Consider the following 20,174-nt stretch of genomic DNA (forward strand, 5'->3'; position numbering starts at 1 on the left):
ATGACAGAAATACTAAAATAAGAGGGTAGAAGGAGGGATCACTATGGGAGTCATTACAGTTTTGCTGATGGCGTTATATGTAGTCATAGGGGGACTGACAACGCTCTATCTGCTGTTCAGCTTCCCGGCAGTCATTGTCTGGAAATTTTACAGAAAATTTAAAAATGGCATTTCCCTTTTTAGATGAAATAAAGGAATAAGCAGGCACCGTTAAAACCTGATATCAGGTAACTGGGTGCCTGCTTTTCTATAATACAAAAGAAGATCACAGATTGGTAAGCCGTTCAAATAAGTTATTCACGTTGATAATACCATATCCCCATATATTATTAGGGTAGACATTCAAAGTGCTTCTTTCCGCTCCCCTTATGATCAGCCGGTTGACGTCATATCCGGTCAGAGTGGTATAATTTCCTCTTGTTATGCCCCATTCAAGAACCATTGCTATGATTCCTGCAGCATGTGCACTGGCTGCTCCGGTGCCGGTTGCAGTTCCATACTGATTACCGGGAACGGCGCATGGAATCTGATAGCCAGGTGCTGCGATATCCGGTTTTACCAGTCCGGTTCTGGTATAGCCCCTGCTGGACTCAGGAAGTATGCTGTCCGTAAACTGATTATAGGCGGTGACTGTCAGCTGGCTGACACCATTCCCCGGAGAAGTGATGGTGGTATCCGGATTAGGAATCAAAAAAAATGTATTATTAGAGATTAAGTCACCGTTTGGAAGCCAGCAGTGAAAAGAAAATGGTTCATCTTCAATGCTTTGGGCACGGAAATACCAGACACCGGGCTGGGGATTGAGAAAACGGACCAGGATAAGCTGATCCCCGGTTTCTTCCTCGAATATAATATTGTTCACCCAGACGACACTCTGTGTAAATATAAAGTTGAACCTTCGGCAGTCTGCAATGGAAGGATAAATACGCTGGGTGGATTCTCTGTTTGGGGTAGAAATATCAATGGAAACCCGTTCCGGAGCATAGGGCCAGATTTCCATCCAGAATTCTTTGTCCTCTTCCCCGATTCTCAGCTCAAAATCATTATAAAAGGGAATAACAGAGGTACTGTTAAAATAGTGCCTCTGATTATTTCCTTCGTTTCCGGCTGAGACGGAAACGCCGATTCCGGGAAGCTGTACGATATAGGTTAAATAACTGCTTAATACCCCCTTGCCGTCATGGCTTCCCTGGCTTGTGCCGAGTGCAATGCAGATGACGAGGGGGAGTTTGAGTTTCTGTGCAGTTAAAAGAAGATACCTGACGCCCAGTACGATATCAGATTCCTGGAAGCAGTAGGCATCTTCGGGGATTAAAAAAATGTTTTTTAAGTTATTCTTAGCCTCTTTCAGCTTCACAATAATAAGCTGGGAATTGGGTACTACGCCGGTAAAAGTCTGATCTGCACTATAACTTCCGGCTGCAATACTTGCCATGGCGGTTCCGTGTCCATTGGTATCCTCGGTCGGAACAATGGAAAAAGGATCCTCTGATGATAAAGCCAGATTAATGGTTTCGCTGTTATATTCGCTGCCAAAGGTAAAACCCTCCGGAATGGTACCTGTCTGCACGGTCTGATCCCATATGGAAACAATACGGGTGGTTCCGTCAGCATTTCGGAAAGCGTTATGCAGATAATCGATTCCGGTATCCACAAAACCCATTAAGACGCCCTGACCATTCAGGTTTAAAAATGGATTCCTCTGTACCGTTCCAATGCCTGATTTTTCTATACTGATGGTGGATTCAGGGGTATACAGGGAGGGAAAGGTATGATAAGGGCGGATTCCTAAATCACAAGGCTCTGCTTCCGCCGTGGGGACATGAAGCAGGGAGCTGCGTTCTGTTAACAGAGTGATATTATCTCCTGTATCGTAGGAGGGAGCTGATATAGTATTAATAATCAGGTCGTAATAGTCATTGTCCAGTATTTTAAGCAAAATCAGACCTCCTTATGCAGAATTAATGGATTATATATTGGTCAGCCTCCGAAACAGGTTATTTACATCTAGCCGGCCATAGCCCCAGATATTGTTTGGATAAATGATAGAACTATCACGTGCAGCACCCCGTATGAGCAGGCGGTTAACGTCATTACCTGTCATGGAAGTATAGTTTCCCCTGGGAATTGCCCATTCCATAATCATGGCAATCGCACCGGCAGTATGAGCGGCGGCTGCACCTGTTCCAGTCATGGTTCCATATAGATTGCCTGGCAGTGCACAGGGAATCTGATACCCGGGCGCAGCGATGTCTGGCTTCACTAATCTGTTTCTGGTATATCCTCTGCTGGATTCGATAAGAATACTGTCATTAAACTGGTTATAGGCAGTGACAGTCAGCTGACTGGGAGCATTTCCCGGTGCGGTAATCGTAGTATCCGGATTTGGGTTTAAAAAAAAGGTGTCATTTGAAATGATATCACCGGAAGGAAGCCAGGAATGGAATGACAGAGGTTCGTTATCAATACTCTGCACCCGGATATTCCAGACGCCTGGCAGGGGATTGCGAAAACGGATAAGAACCAGCTGGTCGCCGGTCTCTTCTTCAAATGTAAAGTTATTTACCCATAATGTGCTGCCCGTAAAAATAAAATCAAACTTTCTGCAGGAATTGATCGTTGGAGAAACCGGCTGGGTTGATTCCCTGTTTGGGGTGGAAACATCTACAGAAATGCGGCCTGGTGCATATGGCCAGATTTCCATAAAAAACATAGGATCATTTTCTCCGATCCGTAATTCAATATTATCATAAAATGGCGGTTCTGTTATACTGTTGAAATAATGGCGTCTGTCATTGCCTTCATTTCCTGCTGAAACAGAAATTCCGATCCCTGTCAGCATCGCCAGATAGTTTAAATAATTACTTAATGCGCCAGTTCCGTCATGACCGCCCTGACTGCTCCCAAGAGCAATGCAGATGACCAGTGGACGGTTGGCTTTCTGGGCGTATTCTTCCAGGTAGCGGAGCCCAAGCATAATGTCCGATTCCTGATAGCATATTACATCCGGTGCCACAAATTGGATTTCTTTTAAGATTGGTTTGGGCTCTTTCAGTTTTACAACTACCAATTCTGATTCCGGCACGACCCCGGAAAAAGAATTTTCCGGATTTTCCCTTCCAGCAATAATGCTGGCAACTGAGGTCCCATGCCCTATGGGATCTGTAGTTGGAACTATGGATAAGGGATCATCGGATCGTAAGGCAATGTTAATGGCTTCTCTGTTGTATTCGGTACCGAAGGTAAAGCCTGCAGGCGTATTACCGCTCTGAATGGTCTGATCCCAGATGGAGAGAATCCGGGTTGTATTATCATTATACAAAAATGCCTCATGCTTGTAATCAATTCCTGTGTCAATGATTCCGATAATAATACCTCTGCCTGTCAGATTCAGAAACGGATTCCTCTGAACAGCACCGATCCCTGACTTTTCTATACTGATCGTAGAATTGAGCGTATAGAGAGATGGAAAGTTGTGGTATGGATATTCTCCTAACAGGCAGGGGGTGGAACCGGCTGCCGGTATATGGAGCAGGGAATGCCTGAAATTAATCGTGGTTATATTTTCTGAACCATAGACAGGGATAGAAATATTATTAATTATCAGATCATAATAATCGTTATCCAGAATTTTTTCCAAAAGACAGTCCCCCGGTCTATTTTGTCTTATTTTGCTGCTCAGATGTTCGTAAGCTGTTTAAATACATGTTCTATGTCAAGCCGGCCGTAGCCCCACAGGTTATTGGGATACACATCGCCTGATGAGCGTTTTGCTGCTCTCACTATCAGCCGGTTAATATCATACCCGGTTAGATACGGGTAATTTTCCTTGGCGATTCCCCATTGCATCACCATGACGGCAGCACCAGCCGCGTGAGCGGCAGCGGCGGCTGTTCCGGAAATATTGCCGAACGAATTTCCGGGGATGGCACAGGGAAGCTGAAATCCGGGTGCGGCAATATCGGGTTTGACCATGTTTATCCGGGTATAACCTCTGCTGGCTTGTGGAAGAACACTGTCATTATACTGGTTGTAAGCGGTAACCGTTAATTGACGTATACCATTTCCTGGCGAGGTTATGGTTACAGAAGCATCCGGATTTAGAAAGTAGGTATCATCGGAAAGGAAGGGACCATTGGGAAGCCAGCAGTGAAAGGAGATCGGCTCTCCTTTGATGCTTTGTGCCCGCAGATACCATACTCCGGGCATAGGATCCTTCCACCGGATCAGAATCACCTGATTCCCTGTTTCCTCTTCAAATACAATATTATTAACCCATATGGTGCTTTGTGTAAAAATAAAATTAAATTTTCTGCATTCATTAATAGCGGGATAAATTCTTTGTGTGGATTCTCTGTTTGGAGAGGAGATATCAATGGATATCCTGCTGGGTGCATAGGGCCAGATTTCCATCCAGAACTGTTTATCTTTTTCGCTGATTTTCAGTTCAAAATCGTTATAAAAGGGAATGTTGGCTGTATTATTGTAATAATGCCTGGCTTTGTTGCCTTCATTGCCGGCGGCCGTTACAAAGCAGATTCCCGGATTTCGGATTTTGGCAGTCATATAGCTGCTGATTGCACCGTTGCCGTCATGGCCTCCCTGGCTGCTACCAAGACAGATACAAACTACAATAGGTTTTGCTGCGCGTTTGGATACAGACAGCATATAGGTCAGTCCCAGATAGATATCAGATTCCTGAAAACAATAGGTATCTTCCGGAACAAAGAAAATATTTTTCAAATTGTTTTTCGCACCCTTCAGCTTGACAATAACAAGTTCTGAGGATGAAACTATTCCAGTAAAAGCAGGATCCGCTGTGGCAGAACCTGCGGCAATGCTGGCAATGGCAGTACCATGACCGTTGCTGTCAATAGACGGAACGATGGAGAGCGGCTGAGGAGCTGATAAAGCTTCGTTAATCTGATCCTTATTATATTCACTTCCAAAGGTGAAGCCGTCCGGAGCCGTTCCTTCCTGTATGGTCTGATCCCAGATGGAATAGATACGGCTGGTATTATCAGAATTTCGAAATACCATGTGCGTATAATCGATACCTGTATCAATAAAACCAATCAGTACACCTTCCCCTGTAAGATTTAAATTACTTTTTTGCTGAACGGAACTGATTACTGGTTTTTCAAGGCTTACTGCAGATTCCAGTGTATATAAGGAAGGAAAAAAATTGTAAGGCCGGGTTCCCAGATCACAGGGATCCTGGGATACTACCGGTATATGGAGCAGGGAAAAGCGTTCACTTACCGGGGTTACATTATCTCCGGTATTAAAATCGGATATGATTGTATTGCTGATAATCAGATCATAGTAATTATTGTCCAGTATTTTGTTCAACAGAGGTCCTCCTATCTTTTGCTGAGGGCATATATGATATGTTTATGCAGCAGGAGTTCTATTATGAAAGAGGGAGATGGAATGAAAAATAGTTACACGGTCAGATAATGGTAAGCCGTTGAAACAGTTCGTTGATATCTAACATACCGTATCCCCAAATGTTATTTGGGTAAATTGTGGAAGACTCTCTTCTTGAACCGCGGGTAATCAGGCTGTTAACCGTATTTCCGGACAAAGTGGTGTAATGACCCCTGGGAATGCCCCATTCCAGAATCATGGCGATGGCACCGGTGGTATGAGCAGTGGCAGCGCCTGTGCCTGTCAGCGTTCCATAGCTGTTTCTGGGAAGTGCACAGGGGATCTGATAGCCGGGAGCACTGATATCTGGTTTTACCAGGTTGTTTCTGGCATAGCCTCTGCTGGATTCAATCAGGATGCTGTCGTTAAACTGGTTATAAGCTGTGACGGTCAGCTGGTGCATTCCATTTCCAGGACTTGTGATGGTAGTATTAGGATTGGAATTCAAAAAAAAAGTCTCATTGCTGATAAGATCTCCGGATGGCAGCCAGGAATTAAAGGATAGGGCTTCGTTTTCCAGACTCTCTATATCAAAGGACCAGATTCCTGGCATCGCGTTCTGAAACCGGATTAAAATCAGCTGGTCACCGCTATTTTCTTCAAAGGACAGATTATTTACCCATAAAACAGTAGGAGTGAAGACAAACTTAAACTTTCTGCAGTCATTAAGACCGGGACGGATAAGCTTGGTTGATTCCCGGTTTGGGGTGGTAATATTGATGGATAGTCTGCTGAGAGCAGAGGGCCAGATCTCCATGGAAAACATGGGGTCCTTTTCACCGATTCTAAGCTCAAAATGATTGGAAAATGGGGGCTGTTGCGTGGAGTTAAAGTAATGTCTTCTAAGATTACCCTCATTTCCTGCTGAAACAGCAATTCCAATACCCGGCATGCGCACCAGGTAATTTAAGTAATAGCTGAGAGCACCGCTGCCGTCATGCGATCCCTGGCTGCTTCCAAGAGCAATACAGACAGCGAGAGGACGGTTGGCTTTTTGCGCATAATCTACCAGATAAGTAAGGCCCAGAATTATATCGCTTTCCTGATAACAGAGCTTATCCTCTGAAATAAAAAATATATTTTTCAAATTTGCTTTTCCCTCTTTTAACTTGACAATTACCAGTTCAGCATGAGGAACAATACCGGAAAAGGTTTTTTCTTCCTCCGGTGCGCCTGCAATAATACTGGCAATCGCGGTTCCGTGTCCGTTGGTATCCTGTGAAGGAACAATGGATAAAGGGTTATCGGAAGCCAGGGCCAGATTAATCATGTCCCTTGTGTATTCCGTTCCAAAAGTAAAAGCGCCAGGAGGTTCTCCATCCTGTATGGATTGGTCCCATATAGATAAAATTCGTGTAGTTCTGTCATGAAAGAGAAATGAAGGATGCTGGTAATCGATGCCTGTGTCTATGACACCGATAATAATTCCTCTACCATTCAGATTTAAGAAGGGATTGCGCTGTACAGAGCCAATTCCTGATTTTTCGATGCTGATAGTTGAGGTGAGTGTAAATAGCGCTGGAAAGCTAAAATATGGATATTTACCCAAAGTGCAGGGATCTGCGTTTTCCACAGGAGTATTAAGAATGGAATGCCTGAGGTTTAAGGGGGTAATGTTATCGCCAGTGGCGTATTGCGGAACAGAGACATTATTTATAATAAGATCATAATAATTATTATCAAGAATTTTTTTCAAAAAAGCCCCCCCTGCGTATAAAAGGAGTATATGTTTTATACTATGCAAAAAAAAGGGAGAATATGTGAATCATGGTCGTATGGTGCGGCAAAGAGATCACAGCTTCTGTATGTTGTACTGAGTATTAATTATGAACCACATCTGGGCATTAAATTTCATAATTGTCCAAAGAGACAGACCCAGAAGATTGTATTGTGTAACCAGCATAACCTGTGCCTGAAAGCTTCTTGCATCATTAAACCATATGATATGTAAAATACCATCACTATCCATATAATAGAAATAAGGCGATTGTGTCGTTTCATTAAATTGTATCGGCAGGTTTTTATCGGCAGCTATTTGTATTGCTCTGTCATTGGTGACAATATTAGCGGCTGTAACACCTGGGATATAAGGCAGTTTCCAATCATAACCAACCGTTATGAATCCCAGAAATATATCTTCAGATGGAATGACTGAAACTGCATAATTCAATAAATTAATTAATATATTTACCGGAAATATAGAGCTTGGATAGCCGAACGTTGTCGCCCAATCGTAAGAGGCAAATATGATTTTATCTACATATTGAAATAATTTTGTATAGTTCAGTTCTTCAAGACTGATACCAGAGGCATTAATGTTTGTAACAGGTGTAATAGTAATTAGTATCTGATAGCCTTCTGGATGTAATATATCAGAGGCTTTCTTTAAATATGCAGAAAGTTTGTCGAGATTGTCGAATGAGATTTCTTCAATATATATATTTATGCCATAATAACCTTTATTTTTTAATACTTTCAGCGAGTTCTCAATAAGCAGGTCCTGTATCGCAGAATTATTTAAAATGTTATAGTTTGTTTCACGGTTTATCATCCCCTCCCTGGTAATGGTGGAAACAAACATTATTGGTGCCACACCATTTGATAATGCCATCTGGATCAGTTCCGTGTCGTCACCAGCAGGAATCAGTTCTCCTTTGTCTGTCGCTGTATAATTGAAGATTGTCAGATAAGTCAGAAAAGGGAGCGTTTTCTTCAAAACTGCTTTATCGATGTAAGAAAAGGTATATCCGTTGGTAGCGATGGTTTTTGTTTTATTCGTCTGATATGTAATCACTATGGTTTCTCCAGGGTAAAGATAGTTACGGTCTGAAAGTGTGGGATTGTTCCTTAAAAGATCCATAACGGTAACACTGTGCTGCTTTGCAATACTCTGCAAAGTATCACCAGCTCGAACCGTGTAGACTGTTTCTGGCTGAACAATTACAATCGTCTGACCAATTGCTAAATTATCCGGGTTTGTGATGCCGTTTTCTATAATTAATCTGTCAACTGGGATATGATAATATTCAGATATTGAAACAATAGTTTCACCGGATTGAACAACGTGTATGATCATGGCTTCCCTCGTATTCTTATTATTACAATTATATGCGCATCTTTCATGATATTTCTTCCTAAATGAAATATTTATATAACAAAACCACCGGAATCCCCTGTAAATACAAGTGATCCCGGTGTTTTGGCTGTTTATAGAAAAATGGAAGTAATGGGGCTCGAACCCATGACCTTTCGCGTGTGAGGCGAACGCTCATCCCGGCTGAGCTATACTTCCATTTCGTGGAGATAGCGAGACTCGAACTCGTGGCCTATGCGTTGCGAACGCATCGCTCTCCCAGCTGAGCTATATCCCCTTGTTTAAATTATAGCATGAAGATTCTGAATTACAAGTATTATTTGAACAAATTGAAAAAAGAGAAAGAGGCATCCAGATACACGATGCCCCTCTGACTTAATCTTATAGAATTTTATTAATCTGATCGCCTTCCATCCACTTTTTCAGGTTCTCAAATACGATATCCGCTCTTAACTTCATAGATTCTGCAGAAGCAAATGCGATATGAGGAGTAACAATGGTATTCTTGCTGTTTAATAATGGGTGTGCAGGATCAATGGGTGGTTCGTTCTCAAAAACATCGATTCCAGCTCCTGCAAGATAGCCATTGTTTAAAGCCTCTGCAAGGGCTTCAGAATCCACAACAGGACCTCTTGCGGCATTAATGATAAAAGCTCCCCGTTTCATTTTGGCAATCGTATCCCGGTTGATCAAATGACGGGAATCCTCATTCAATGGACAGTGGAGACTTACGAGATCGGAGTTGGAGAGGAGTTCTTCCAGAGATACGAATTCAATGAAGTCCGGTTCGTTTCCACTAATGTTTCGTTTGTATCCGAGCACGCGGCATCCAAAGGCTTTGCAAAGCTGGGCGGTCCTTGTACCGATTGCACCGGTTCCGATAATTCCCACTGTTTTACCCTTCAGTTCAAAGCCTGTCAGACCATCCTTTGTCTTACCTTCCCGGCAGCGGGCATCTGTTTTTATCACATTGCGAAGAAGTGAGAGCATAAGGCCTAATGTTAGTTCTGCTACAGCTTCTGTTGAGTAACCGGCGGCATTGCTCACTGAAATATGCCTGCTCTCCGCAGCTTCCAGATCTACATGATCAACACCTGTAAATGCAACATCTATAAATTTTAAGTTCTTACAGGCATTTATTACTTCTCCGCCCAGAGGCATGTTGGCAATCATTATGACATCGGCATCCTGAGCTTCTTCAATCTGAACTTTCGTATCCGTATTCTTTTCAAAAGCTTTAAAACTGTGACCTGCATCGATGAATGGTCTGGCATATTCATTCAGCAGGCTGTCTGGAATCCCAAGAGATTCTAATAGTACGATATTCATATGGTTCACTCCGATCATTTGTTAAATTACAGGACTAGATAAAATGACCCTGCAAAAATAATTATAGCACCAGACTGCTAAATAAAAAAGGAATAATTGTGAAAAGAACAGGCCAGCTGATTGGCGGCATTCATACCTGTATACAGTGCTCCCTGCATCCAGGCATGCTTTGTGGACAAATGTTCACCGGCAAAGAAAATCCTCTGATTAAATTCAGGCTTTAGTATTTCATAAGCAAACAACTGTTTCTGACCCGGGAGTGACTCAGCAAAAGCCCCACGGTTATAAGGCTCATTATCCCAGACCACTGTCTTATGGTCTGCCACAATGGAATCTAAGAATCCTCCTGGCAATCCGTGAACTTCCTCCACGCTTTCTTTTATATATTCAAATCTAAGATTTTCTTTCATATTTCCCACTCTAGTCGCATTCATATGATAATTATAGGAAGCGGTCAGTACACCCGGTTCATGGGGCGGGCAGGAAGAAAGATCCGGACATAGAAGGTGATCTCCCGGATAGAAGATGTATTGAATCGGCAGATCTGTCCGTGAAAATCCTCCCACCATTCGCCCATAATCGGTATCCTGTTCCCAAAATCGTTCCTTGCATAAAAAGAAGGTCTTTTGTGAATTCGTATAATTATATTCTAAAATAGCCTGCATTTTTCGATTGCTGAAACGTGGTTTGATGTCTACTTCCCTCAGAGTGGAGTAAGGGATTGCACATACAACGTAATCATAAGCTTCGGCAGTGCTGCTTAAATCCTGCACATTGCGGTGGGTCAGTACAATCTTGCTGCTGTTTTGCATCTCATAAATGCCTGTTACCGTCTGACCCGGCCAGTAAGTAACTGTACCCAGCCTGGAGGATGGAATCGTTTGATATTGGGGTGGTTTGTCAGTATAGAAAGACTGGATAAATGCATATGGCAGGTTTACAATTCCACCTTCTATGGTATAGGTGTTACGGTAGTCCATGGTATACTCTTCCTGAACGGTTTCAGCGTAACTGATATCAAGTAAAGCTCCGGTTCCCGGATCCACTCCCGAGATCAGGCTGATTGCTCCCTGGCTTAAACCCAGATTTTCCAGAGTCTGCCGGACGGAATAGTTTGCAAGAGTCAGATATTCAGGGGAATACTTTGGCAGAATCTGTATTAGCTCTGAACGGATATCAGGGGGAGCTGCAACATCGGATACAAAAAGGCATAGTCATTCAGTTCCGGCCAGGGAGTGTTTTGCTCCTGGGGAGTTAAATTGTACAGAGGGTAAAGAATCTGTTCGATGGAGTCTGTTGTTCTCAAACGGGTGTTGTGTACATATAAAAAATTGTTGCGCTTCCTTAAAGTCAGAGGAAGGGTATTTAAGCCGAACAAATTGATGTAGTGCCAGGTAGTCTGGTGGGTGACCGGTATTCTGTGAGCGCCGAATTCGTTATAATATTTACCTTCCGCATCAAAATAGTATGTATAAACTCTTCCTCCGATTCTGCTGTCATTTGCCTCCAGTATCGTAATGTCGGCTCCCAGCTTTCTAAGCTCGAATGCAGCGGATAAACCGGCAAGGCCTCCACCGATTACGCCGATTTTTACACCTTTTAGTTCTCCCGGCTGTGCATAATTTGTAATATCCGGGGGAGGACTGAGTAAACGGACAATATATTCGTAATCTTCCGGCCGGCCAGCGGTTTCCAATGAATTTCTGATCATTTCCTGCCGTTGTTCATTGGTGGGATTCAATACCTGATTTAATGGAATTTCCATAGATTATACCTCATAATGTCACTGCTACAAGGGGACAATTGCCTGCGCAATGTCCCCTTTCCTTTTTACGGTTTATTTTACTGCCTTCTCAGAAAACTCTGTTGTTACCAGTTCTTCATAAGGAACCCGGTCTTTTAGCTGCCCGGCCTCCTCCAGAATATTCTCTAAAAGCTCAAAGCTGTCTTTGTTAAATACCGTATCTTTTTTCCATGTATCCTGGGCTTTGTAACGGTCTACGATGGCTGCAATGGTTTTTACGTCGGTTTCCTTGAACTGGGGCTGTATTACCTTTGCAATTTCTTCAGAAGAATGAGAATTTACGTATTCCAGGCCTTTTTGAATTGCATTGGTGAATTTTTGTACCGTCTCAGGATTCTTAGCCAGATAACTTTTCCTGACACTGTAAGCAGTGTAGGGAACATAACCGGAGTCTACACCAAGAGAAGCGACGACAAAGCCATTTCCTTCTTTTTCCAGTCCTGTAGCAAATGGTTCAAATTCAACGGTATAATCAGCATCGTCGCTGGTAAAGGCAGCGGCTGTCAATCCAAAGTTGATACTTTGATCAATGGTAAGATCAGCAGCAGGATCAATTCCGTTCTTTTTCAGAATGTATTCAAATACCATCTGCGGCATACCGCCGGCTCTGCCGCCCAGTACTTTTTTCCCTTTTAAGTCCGTCCATTTAAATTCAGGCTGTTCACTTCTTCCAACAAGGAAATTGCCTGCACGCTGTGTCAGCTGGGCAAAATTAACTGCGTAATCCTGGGAACCGTTTGCATAAGTATAAATTGAGGCCTCAGAGCCCATAAAGCCGATATCTGCATCACCAGATATGAGAGCAGTCATAACCTTATCAGCGCCTGCTCCGTTTACTAAGGTCAGATGAATGCCCTCGTCCTCAAAATACCCCAGTTCAATGGCTGCATACTGGGGGGCATAAAAGATGGAATGGGCAACTTCATTTAATTTGACCGGGGTTAAGTCCGACGAATCAGCTTTTGAACCACAGGCGGTTAAACTTAGCAATGACACTCCGGTAAGAATGGCCATTATAAAAGAGTGACAGGCTTTTCTCATAAAATCCTCCTTATCAAATCTTAATACTACATTGTATTGCTGTTATATAGGAAAGTACCTTGTCTTAAAAAATTTTAAAGCATAAAGATCTGGGTGGATACATGGAAAAAAAGAGGTCTGATTTGTTTCCTGGACGTTGTTCTGCATCCGGACAGGCATCCGGCGACCATAAATGCGGTCAAAAAGATTGCAATTACTTTTTTCATTTGATTCTCCTCCATTCATCCTCCTAGTAAATTCTATGATATCAGACAGGCAGAGTTTACGATGGAATCGATATTTTCTTATTTTAAGATGGTATATACGGTAAAACTGTGATATACTGCTATAGTAAAATTTACAAAAGCAGGAGAAATGCAATGAGATATCGAATGATAGTGCTTGATTTGGATGGGACGCTGACGAACCGGGATAAAGAGATCACACCCAGAACAAAAGAAGCACTTTTTGAATTGCAACGGTTGGGCGGAGTGATTGTTCTGGCTTCGGGCCGTCCAACATATGGAGTCATGCCTGTTGCAAGAGAATTAAGGCTTCATGAGACTGGCGGTTATATCTTATCCTTTAACGGAGGACGCATCATAGACTGTAAAACGGGAGATACCATTTTTGCAAAGGAACTGCCGGTTGCTTCCAACCAGAAGATCATTCGCATGGCAAAGGAATATGGTGTAAATATCTTAACCTATGAAGATGACTTAATCATAACCGGGAATGCGGACGATGAGTATGTAGGTAAGGAAGCTGCAATTAATAAGCTGGAGGTCAGGCAAGTGGACGATATGGAAAGCTACGTTAGATTTCCTGTGGTGAAATATCTGATGCTGGAAGAGGGAGATTATATGGCCATGATAGAACCCAGGGTTAAGGCAGCACTGGGACGTGATTACAGCGTATACCGGTCTGAACCATATTTTCTTGAGATTCTGCCAAAAGGGATTGATAAAGCAGCAAGTCTGGAGCGGCTTCTTGAAAAACTTCATATGAGCCGTGAGGAGATGATTGCCTGCGGCGACGGCTACAATGATTTATCCATGATCCAGTACGCCGGGCTTGGTGTAGCCATGGAGAATGCAGTTTTACCAGTGAGAATGGCGGCGGATTATGTGACTGCTTCCAATAATGATGACGGAATCGCTTTGGTAGTGGAAAAATTTATGCTTTCCTGATATCTCAGGGGGTGGATTTTATAACGTTAATATGTTAATATACAGATAGACCATAAGGAATAAAAAGGGGATAGATCTCAATGAATAAAAAAATTAAGACAGATGCGGTTGACCATCTGTTTGAAGCTATTTTAACCTTAAAAACACCGGAGGAGTGTTATACGTTTTTTGAGGATGTGTGTACAGTCAATGAATTATTAAGCTTATCCCAACGTTATGAAGTGGCGAAGATGCTTCGTGAAGGCAGAACTTATCTGGAAATTGCAGAGAAGACAGGAGCCTCCACTGCGACCATCAGCCGTGTGAACCGTTCTTTAAACTACGGTAATGACGGATATGATATGGTATTTAAGCGTCTGGAAGAGAAGAAAGAGATATAATAAAGCAGGGGACAAGTCCGTTTTCCGGTTCTTGTCCCCTGTTCGTTTATTTTTTCTTCTTAGATGCCTGGTCCTCTCCTAAGCTGTCTATAAGCTGCTCGATTACCTGTTTCTTTATATATACATCAAAAGATAATTCACAGATCCAGGAAAAAAGCTGTAAGTATTCCAGATCATCGCCCTCAATTCCTTTATCTTCAAAGGTTTTGCTGGAATGCTGGTACTTTTCCAGTATGTCGGATTTGATTCGTTTTAAATCAGTCTCTTCCTGAGAGAAGATCTCTTTGTAGATGGCTTCTAAAGGCATGCCGTTAGAAGGATTAAAGTGTTTTTCGGTAATGGGATTAAATAGCTGTTCAATATCATGAAATGATAATAAATTTTTAAAATAATAGATGAATATAAGAAGAAGCATATGTTCTTTCGTATATTTTTTTTTACAGGGAGCCGGAAGAAGATTGTTCTTCGCATAGTTGTTGATCATCGTCTTTGTTAAGACCTTATCATCAGGGTAACGTTTCGTATCACTCAAATGCTTATCCATGAAAGTAGTGACCTGATCCATATATAAATCAATATTTGGTATGGCTTCCGGCTTAATATACCGCAATCCATCCAGATGCTCTAAGATATCCTGCATTCGCTCTTCGTTGGTTTTCATATGTCCTCCGTTCTGCACGGAATTGCTCCGTACATGTGATAATCCCCTTCATCATATTATATAGTATTCAATACCAGATGACAAGGGGGAAAAACACCCCCTGAGCTAAAATTTTTTGAGTACACCAAAAAGATTTTCTTGACATTTAAGGAATGTGTGTTAATCTAGAATTATCATTGTAATGAACGAAAGGAGATACATAATTATGAAAAAAGTTTTGGCGACAGAAAAGGCTCCGGCAGCAATCGGTCCTTATTCTCAGGGAGTTCGCGGAGGCGATTATGTGTTCGTTTCCGGTCAGCTTCCCATAGACCCGGCTACCGGTACATTTGCAGGTGAGGATATTGCAGCTCAGACGAGACAGTCTTTGACAAATATAAAGGCAATACTGGAAAGCGGTGGTTTAACTATGGAGAACGTGGTTAAAACAACCGTATTATTAAAGGATATTAATGATTTTGCGGCAATGAATGAAGTTTATGCAACCTTCTTTCAGGGAGAATGTCCTGCCAGAGCAGCATTTGGAGTGGCAGCTCTTCCAAAAGATGCATTAGTGGAAATCGAAGCCATTGCCTATTGCGGAGAATAAAAGCAATACGGTTTAAAGGACAGGGGGTGCCATATTTTGGTATTCCCTATTTTGCGTTGTACCAGATTTTGTCCCTTCCAGGCAATAAGAAGGAGCAGGATGTAGAAATAAAGGGCTTTTTGCGAAAGAAATGGGTTGCATATTGGCAGACATATATTATAATTAATTGAGGAAGCTCGATTAGTCCGTTTTTTTATCTTAATAAAGTAATTGAATCCAGTAATTTTAGCAGGGAAGTTGGTACTTAAAGGATGAGATGTGAAGAAACGGCAGAAGAATATATAAGCCGTATCCCAATGTGGACGAAAAAAAAGAATTCACTGGAAGTGATTCGGACGTTTCTGATGGAGCTTGGCGAGCCGGATGAAGCTATGAGAATTATTCATGTAGCGGGGACGAATGGAAAAGGTTCTGTATGCGCCTTTCTGCAGTCCGTCTGTTTACAGGCAGGATATCAGGTGGGTACCTTTACCTCTCCTCATCTCATGGATATCAGAGAACGGTTTTGTGTAAATGGAGAGATGACTTCTGAATCAGCCTTTTCAGACAGCTTTCAGACTGTACAGGCACTTTCAGAACGTATGATGAAAAGAGGGTACAGCCATCCGTCTTACTTTGAATTTTTATTCTATATGGCTATGGATTTATTCCGGAAATTAAACGTTGATCTTGTGATTCTGGAAGTGGGACTGGGCGGAAGGCTGGACACGACCAATGTCATCCGGCACCCGCTGGTATCCGTTATCACTTCTGTCAGTCTGGATCATATGGAATATTTAGGTGATACACTAGAAAAGATTGCCTCGGAGAAGGCAGGAATCATTAAGAAGAAGACTCCTGTGGTCTTTGACGGGAACCAGCAGAATGTTGCTGAAGTGATCACGAAAAAGGCTGTGGAACAGGAAGCGCCTTATTATGATACAAACAGCCGCTGTTATCGGATAATCCGATTTGAAAACAATCGCTTTTATGTGGAATTTACAGGTGTGAATGGACATATCTATCAGGCGGTTATTCCTTCTCCGGCCAGATACCAGGTAATGAATGCGCTGTTAGCATTGCGGGCAGCGGAAATTTCCGGATTACTGAGTGAAGAACGGGCCGAAGAGCAGATCAGAGAAGGCTTTTTGCGAATGAAGTGGCCGGCAAGGATGGAAGAGGTATGTCCGGGAGTATTTTTGGATGGAGCACATAATCCGGGAGGAATTGAGGAGTTTGTCTGGACAGCGTTAAACCTGTGCACAGACAGGAAAAAAAGAGCAAATCTTTTATTTTCTGCTGTATCCGATAAGAATTATCATGATATGATAAAGAGGATCGTGAACGGTCTGCCTTTAGATGAAGTGGCAGTGACTCATATCGATTCTGACAGGGGATTAGAAACAGATGTAGTTTTTCGGGAGTTTGAGGAAGCAGCCTGCTGCACAATTACAGGTTTTCCAGGCGCAGAGGAGGCATTTTTCTATATGCTTGATAAACAGGATGACGATCACCTCCTGTTTTGTGCAGGCTCTCTTTATTTAATGGGTGAATTAAAAGCAGCTTTAAGGAGGAATGGATATGATTGATTTTGATTCTGAGATGAATGAGTACAGGCCCAGCCTGGAGGTTGATGCAGTGGAGGATGCCATTGTAAGAAGTGATATCACCGATATGAACGATCTTATAATGAATCTGATAAAAGAAGTCACCAAGGAATAGGCGGATAGAATATGGATTATGAAAGAAAAATCCGGGTGATAGCAAACAGCTATTATAATATGGGATTAGAAAAGGCTAAGCTAAGGGATTTATCCGGATCAGCCGATTGTTTAAAAAAGTGTCTTCATTTTAATAAATACATGACAGATGCAAGGAATCTGCTGGGCCTTATTTACTATGAGGTGGGAGAAGTCGGCGACGCATTGGTCCAATGGGTCATCAGTAAGAATCTGCAGCCGGAGGACAACCGTGCCGATTATTACCTGGAAGCGATTCAGAAGAAAAAAGGAACCATGGATTTGGAACGAAAGGCAGTGCGCCGGTTTAATCAGGCACTTGCCTATATCAAAAGCGGAAGTGAGGACCTGGCCATCCTGCAGTTGAATAAAGCAGTGGAGGACAAGCCTAATTATATAAAAGCCCAGCTTTTATTTGCACTTTTGTGCTTAGTCAGGGAGGAACACCAGAAAGCTGGGAAAGCGGTTAACAAGGTGCTGCAGATTGATCGTAATAATTCAAAAGCGCTTTATTACAAATCAATCATGAAAGATACCGGTACCAAGATAAAGCCAGAGCGGGAACCGGAAAAAAGAAAACTTAAGAATGTGCTCTCCCACAGGCAGATGCAGGATGATGATGTGATTATACCGCCAAGCTATAAGGAAAACACCAGGGATCAGGCAGTTTTAAATATTATGGCAGGCCTGCTGTTAGGAGCGGCAGTGGTGTTTTTTCTGGTTATGCCGGCGAATACCAAATCCATCAATGAAAATCATAACAGAGAGATCTTAAAATACAGCGAGCAGTTAAGCCAGGCCAATCAGAAGGCGGATCTTTTATCCCAGCAGCTTAAATCCCTGGAATCTGAGAAGAAGACAGCGGAGGAATCGTTGGCATCCTTGACCAACAACTCTGACAGTATACTGGCCCAGTATCAGGCTGTGATCGGTATTCTGCAGGCATATAAAAAAAATGATTTTCCATCTTCAGTTAAAATTTATGCAGGACTTAATCCGGAACTGATTGCATCAGCAGATGTTCAGGCTATAATAGCCGAGATAAAAAAGGATATGACGCAGAAAGGCTGCCCCATTTTAGAAGATCTGGGTGATAAAGCCATGAAATCAGGAGATAATCAGTCGGCCCTGAATTACTATGGGAAATGTATCGAGTTAAAACCGGACAGCTGGCAGGCAAAATTTAATACAGCTGTCATATACAAGGGAATGGATCAGAAGGACCAGGCCAATGCGTTGTTTTCTGATATCATCAATAACAGCAAAGACGAAACGTTATCTGCTAAGGCAAAATCAGAACGAGGGTTTTAATGGCAGAATTCGAAAAGACACTACAGAAGAATTATTTTTTTTGTGGTGTCTTTTTTTATTCATCCGGATTATTTTCGGCATATAAAAAACACTCTTCTCTGGTATTACGGACAGACAATAAGAAATGGAGGAGTATTGCATATGAATCAACCACACTTTACGTATGAGGCAGACGGGCAGACATTAATTGTTCATCTGCCGGAGGAACTGGATCATCATAACTGTTCCGGGTTAAAATATGAAACAGATCTAATCCTTTCCGAGAATTATATCCGCCGTATATTATTTGATTTTTCAAGAACGAAATTCATGGATTCCTCCGGAATCGGAATCCTTCTGAACCGTTATAAGCAGATGGCATTAAGCGGAGGAAGCGTTGCCATCTATGGAGCAGGAACCCAGGCTCTTCGGATTTTAAAAATGGGTGGAATTTTAAAATTAATGAAATTATATGACTCTAAGGAAGCAGCAGTCACAGGTTGAGGAGGAACATATGTCTGAACTAAACAAACCAGAAATTCTGAAAATGGAATTGGAAGCCCTGTCCCAAAATGAAGAATTTGCCAGAGTAGCAGTAGCCGTTTTTATGGCTAGACTGGATCCTACTCTGGAGGAGGTGGATGATGTAAAAACAGCTGTCTCAGAGGCAGTTACCAATGCGGTCATCCATGGATACCAGGGGAAGGGAGGAATCATCTACATAGAGGTAATGACTGAGGGGCAGGAACTGACTGTTTCCATACGGGATACAGGAATAGGAATTACGGATATTAAGCAGGCAATGGAGCCAATGTTTACCACTGATCCGGATGGGGTCCGATCCGGTATGGGATTCTCTTTTATGGAAGCATTTATGGATCAGGTGGAAGTGAAGTCAGAGCCAGATGCAGGAACTGCGGTGATCATGAAAAAGAAGATTAGCAGGTGAGCCCTATGGATGAGACCATGAGATTGATACAAATGGCTCACGAAGGAGATAAAGCGGCAAGAGACCGGCTTGTAACCGAGAACTTCGGTTTAATCTGGAGCATTGTACGCAGATTTACAGGGCGCGGTTATGAACCTGAGGATTTATTTCAGATCGGAAGCATTGGCTTAATGAAAGCCATAGATAAATTTGATTTGACGTATGAAGTAAAATTTTCCACTTACGCAGTTCCTATGATTACCGGAGAGATTAAGCGTTTTTTACGAGATGACGGAATCATAAAAGTCAGCCGGTCCATTAAAGAGATGGGACTGAAAGTAAAGAATGTGAGGGAGGAACTGATTTACCGGTTTGGACGGGAACCTACCGTAGAAGAGATAGCCGGAGAAATCGGGGCCAGTAAAGAAGAAGTGGCTGCCTCCATAGAAGCAGGAGCTGAGGTGGAATCCTTATATCGTTCTGTCAATAAAAATGATGAAAACAGCCTGCTGCTGATTGATAAAATAGAAGAAGAAAGTTCAGCTCAGGAAGAGCTTTTAAACCGTATGGTGCTGCGGGAGCTGCTGACGGACTTGTCGGACAAAGACAGGGAGATTATAATCCGGCGTTATTATTATAATGAAACGCAAAGTCAGATTGCAGAGAAACTGGGGATTTCCCAGGTGCAGGTTTCCAGACTGGAAAAAAAGATTTTAAAACAGATGCGTGAAAAATTATAGA

General features: G+C 42.5%; 21 protein-coding genes and 2 tRNA genes. 10 read left to right on the plus strand and 13 right to left on the minus strand.

Translation table 11 applies throughout. The features are described from left to right. Positions 1-43: 43 nt before the first annotated feature. The gene (locus tag CRO04_RS26275) at positions 44-187 is read left to right on the plus strand and encodes a hypothetical protein (RefSeq protein ID WP_166432572.1); all 144 of its coding nucleotides are present in this window, start codon (positions 44-46) and stop codon (positions 185-187) included. 78 nt (positions 188-265) lie between these two features. Here CRO04_RS26275 and CRO04_RS14675 read toward each other — a convergent pair whose 3' ends face one another. From CRO04_RS14675 to CRO04_RS26280, 12 genes are all read right to left on the minus strand, one after another. Then, a complete protein-coding gene (locus CRO04_RS14675) occupies positions 266-1,939 on the minus strand; it encodes a S8 family peptidase (RefSeq protein ID WP_097005007.1) in 1,674 nt (557 codons plus the stop codon). Positions 1,940-1,969: 30 nt separating this feature from the next. After that, a complete protein-coding gene (locus CRO04_RS14680; protein WP_097005008.1) occupies positions 1,970-3,640 on the minus strand; it encodes a S8 family peptidase in 1,671 nt (556 codons plus the stop codon). Between the two features lie 38 nt (positions 3,641-3,678). Further along, complete coding sequence (locus CRO04_RS14685; RefSeq protein WP_097005009.1) at positions 3,679-5,352, minus strand: S8 family peptidase; 1,674 nt, start codon at positions 5,350-5,352, stop codon at positions 3,679-3,681. A 100-nt stretch (positions 5,353-5,452) separates the two neighbouring features. After that, a complete protein-coding gene (locus tag CRO04_RS14690) occupies positions 5,453-7,126 on the minus strand; it encodes a S8 family peptidase (RefSeq protein ID WP_097005010.1) in 1,674 nt (557 codons plus the stop codon). Between the two features lie 96 nt (positions 7,127-7,222). Next, on the minus strand, positions 7,223-8,506 hold the full coding sequence (locus tag CRO04_RS14695) for a LysM peptidoglycan-binding domain-containing protein (protein WP_097005011.1): 1,284 nt from the start codon (positions 8,504-8,506) through the stop codon (positions 7,223-7,225). A 142-nt stretch (positions 8,507-8,648) separates the two neighbouring features. After that, positions 8,649-8,722: transfer RNA gene (locus CRO04_RS14700), tRNA-Val, on the minus strand. A gap of 6 nt (positions 8,723-8,728) precedes the next feature. Beyond that, positions 8,729-8,801 (minus strand) — tRNA-Ala (locus CRO04_RS14705). Positions 8,802-8,905: 104 nt separating this feature from the next. Continuing rightward, a complete protein-coding gene (locus CRO04_RS14710) occupies positions 8,906-9,853 on the minus strand; it encodes an NAD(P)-dependent oxidoreductase (RefSeq protein WP_097005012.1) in 948 nt (315 codons plus the stop codon). 77 nt (positions 9,854-9,930) lie between these two features. Beyond that, positions 9,931-10,833, minus strand: a complete 903-nt coding sequence (locus tag CRO04_RS26880) for a flavin monoamine oxidase family protein (protein WP_242974507.1) — start codon at positions 10,831-10,833, stop codon at positions 9,931-9,933. A 179-nt stretch (positions 10,834-11,012) separates the two neighbouring features. Continuing rightward, positions 11,013-11,618: a flavin monoamine oxidase family protein gene (locus CRO04_RS26885; RefSeq protein WP_242974508.1), complete on the minus strand. Its 606-nt coding sequence runs from the start codon at positions 11,616-11,618 to the stop codon at positions 11,013-11,015. Positions 11,619-11,690: 72 nt separating this feature from the next. Beyond that, entirely contained in the window at positions 11,691-12,698 is a 1,008-nt protein-coding gene (locus CRO04_RS14720) for an ABC transporter substrate-binding protein (RefSeq protein WP_207654453.1), read from the minus strand. Between the two features lie 74 nt (positions 12,699-12,772). Continuing rightward, positions 12,773-12,919: a hypothetical protein gene (locus tag CRO04_RS26280; RefSeq protein ID WP_166432573.1), complete on the minus strand. Its 147-nt coding sequence runs from the start codon at positions 12,917-12,919 to the stop codon at positions 12,773-12,775. Between the two features lie 138 nt (positions 12,920-13,057). Between CRO04_RS26280 and CRO04_RS14725 the strand changes: the two genes are divergently transcribed. Together CRO04_RS14725 and CRO04_RS14730 are read left to right on the plus strand one after the other, a co-directional pair. After that, positions 13,058-13,867 (plus strand): Cof-type HAD-IIB family hydrolase, encoded by an 810-nt coding sequence (locus tag CRO04_RS14725; RefSeq protein ID WP_097005013.1) that lies wholly within the window; start codon positions 13,058-13,060, stop codon positions 13,865-13,867. A gap of 80 nt (positions 13,868-13,947) precedes the next feature. Then, positions 13,948-14,247 (plus strand): YerC/YecD family TrpR-related protein, encoded by a 300-nt coding sequence (locus CRO04_RS14730; RefSeq protein ID WP_097005014.1) that lies wholly within the window; start codon positions 13,948-13,950, stop codon positions 14,245-14,247. A gap of 46 nt (positions 14,248-14,293) precedes the next feature. On the opposite strand, the gene CRO04_RS14735 is transcribed toward CRO04_RS14730, so the two are convergent. Continuing rightward, positions 14,294-14,908 (minus strand): DUF1836 domain-containing protein, encoded by a 615-nt coding sequence (locus CRO04_RS14735; RefSeq protein WP_097005015.1) that lies wholly within the window; start codon positions 14,906-14,908, stop codon positions 14,294-14,296. A 205-nt stretch (positions 14,909-15,113) separates the two neighbouring features. Here CRO04_RS14735 and CRO04_RS14740 point away from each other — a divergent pair, with 205 nt between their 5' ends. The 7 genes from CRO04_RS14740 to sigF all read left to right on the plus strand — a co-directional run bounded on the left by CRO04_RS14740 (position 15,114) and on the right by sigF (position 20,173). Further along, positions 15,114-15,497, plus strand: a complete 384-nt coding sequence (locus CRO04_RS14740; RefSeq protein ID WP_097005016.1) for a RidA family protein — start codon at positions 15,114-15,116, stop codon at positions 15,495-15,497. 251 nt (positions 15,498-15,748) lie between these two features. Beyond that, positions 15,749-17,065, plus strand: a complete 1,317-nt coding sequence (locus tag CRO04_RS14745; RefSeq protein WP_097005017.1) for a bifunctional folylpolyglutamate synthase/dihydrofolate synthase — start codon at positions 15,749-15,751, stop codon at positions 17,063-17,065. Beyond that, positions 17,058-17,198: a hypothetical protein gene (locus CRO04_RS26285; RefSeq protein ID WP_166432574.1), complete on the plus strand. Its 141-nt coding sequence runs from the start codon at positions 17,058-17,060 to the stop codon at positions 17,196-17,198. The genes CRO04_RS14745 and CRO04_RS26285 overlap by 8 nt, the downstream gene beginning before the upstream one ends. Before the next feature lie 11 nt (positions 17,199-17,209). After that, entirely contained in the window at positions 17,210-18,526 is a 1,317-nt protein-coding gene (locus tag CRO04_RS14750) for a tetratricopeptide repeat protein (RefSeq protein WP_097005018.1), read from the plus strand. A gap of 141 nt (positions 18,527-18,667) precedes the next feature. After that, positions 18,668-19,009 carry an STAS domain-containing protein gene (locus CRO04_RS14755; RefSeq protein WP_097005019.1) on the plus strand — a complete coding sequence of 114 codons (342 nt, stop codon included), beginning with the start codon at positions 18,668-18,670 and terminating at the stop codon, positions 19,007-19,009. Between the two features lie 10 nt (positions 19,010-19,019). Beyond that, the gene (gene spoIIAB / locus CRO04_RS14760; protein WP_097005020.1) at positions 19,020-19,454 is read left to right on the plus strand and encodes an anti-sigma F factor; all 435 of its coding nucleotides are present in this window, start codon (positions 19,020-19,022) and stop codon (positions 19,452-19,454) included. Positions 19,455-19,459: 5 nt separating this feature from the next. Next, the gene (gene sigF, locus CRO04_RS14765; RefSeq protein ID WP_097005021.1) at positions 19,460-20,173 is read left to right on the plus strand and encodes an RNA polymerase sporulation sigma factor SigF; all 714 of its coding nucleotides are present in this window, start codon (positions 19,460-19,462) and stop codon (positions 20,171-20,173) included. The last annotated feature ends 1 nt before the right edge of the window (position 20,174 follow it).

The organism is Lacrimispora amygdalina (assembly GCF_900205965.1).
Classification (GTDB): domain Bacteria; phylum Bacillota; class Clostridia; order Lachnospirales; family Lachnospiraceae; genus Lacrimispora; species Lacrimispora amygdalina_A.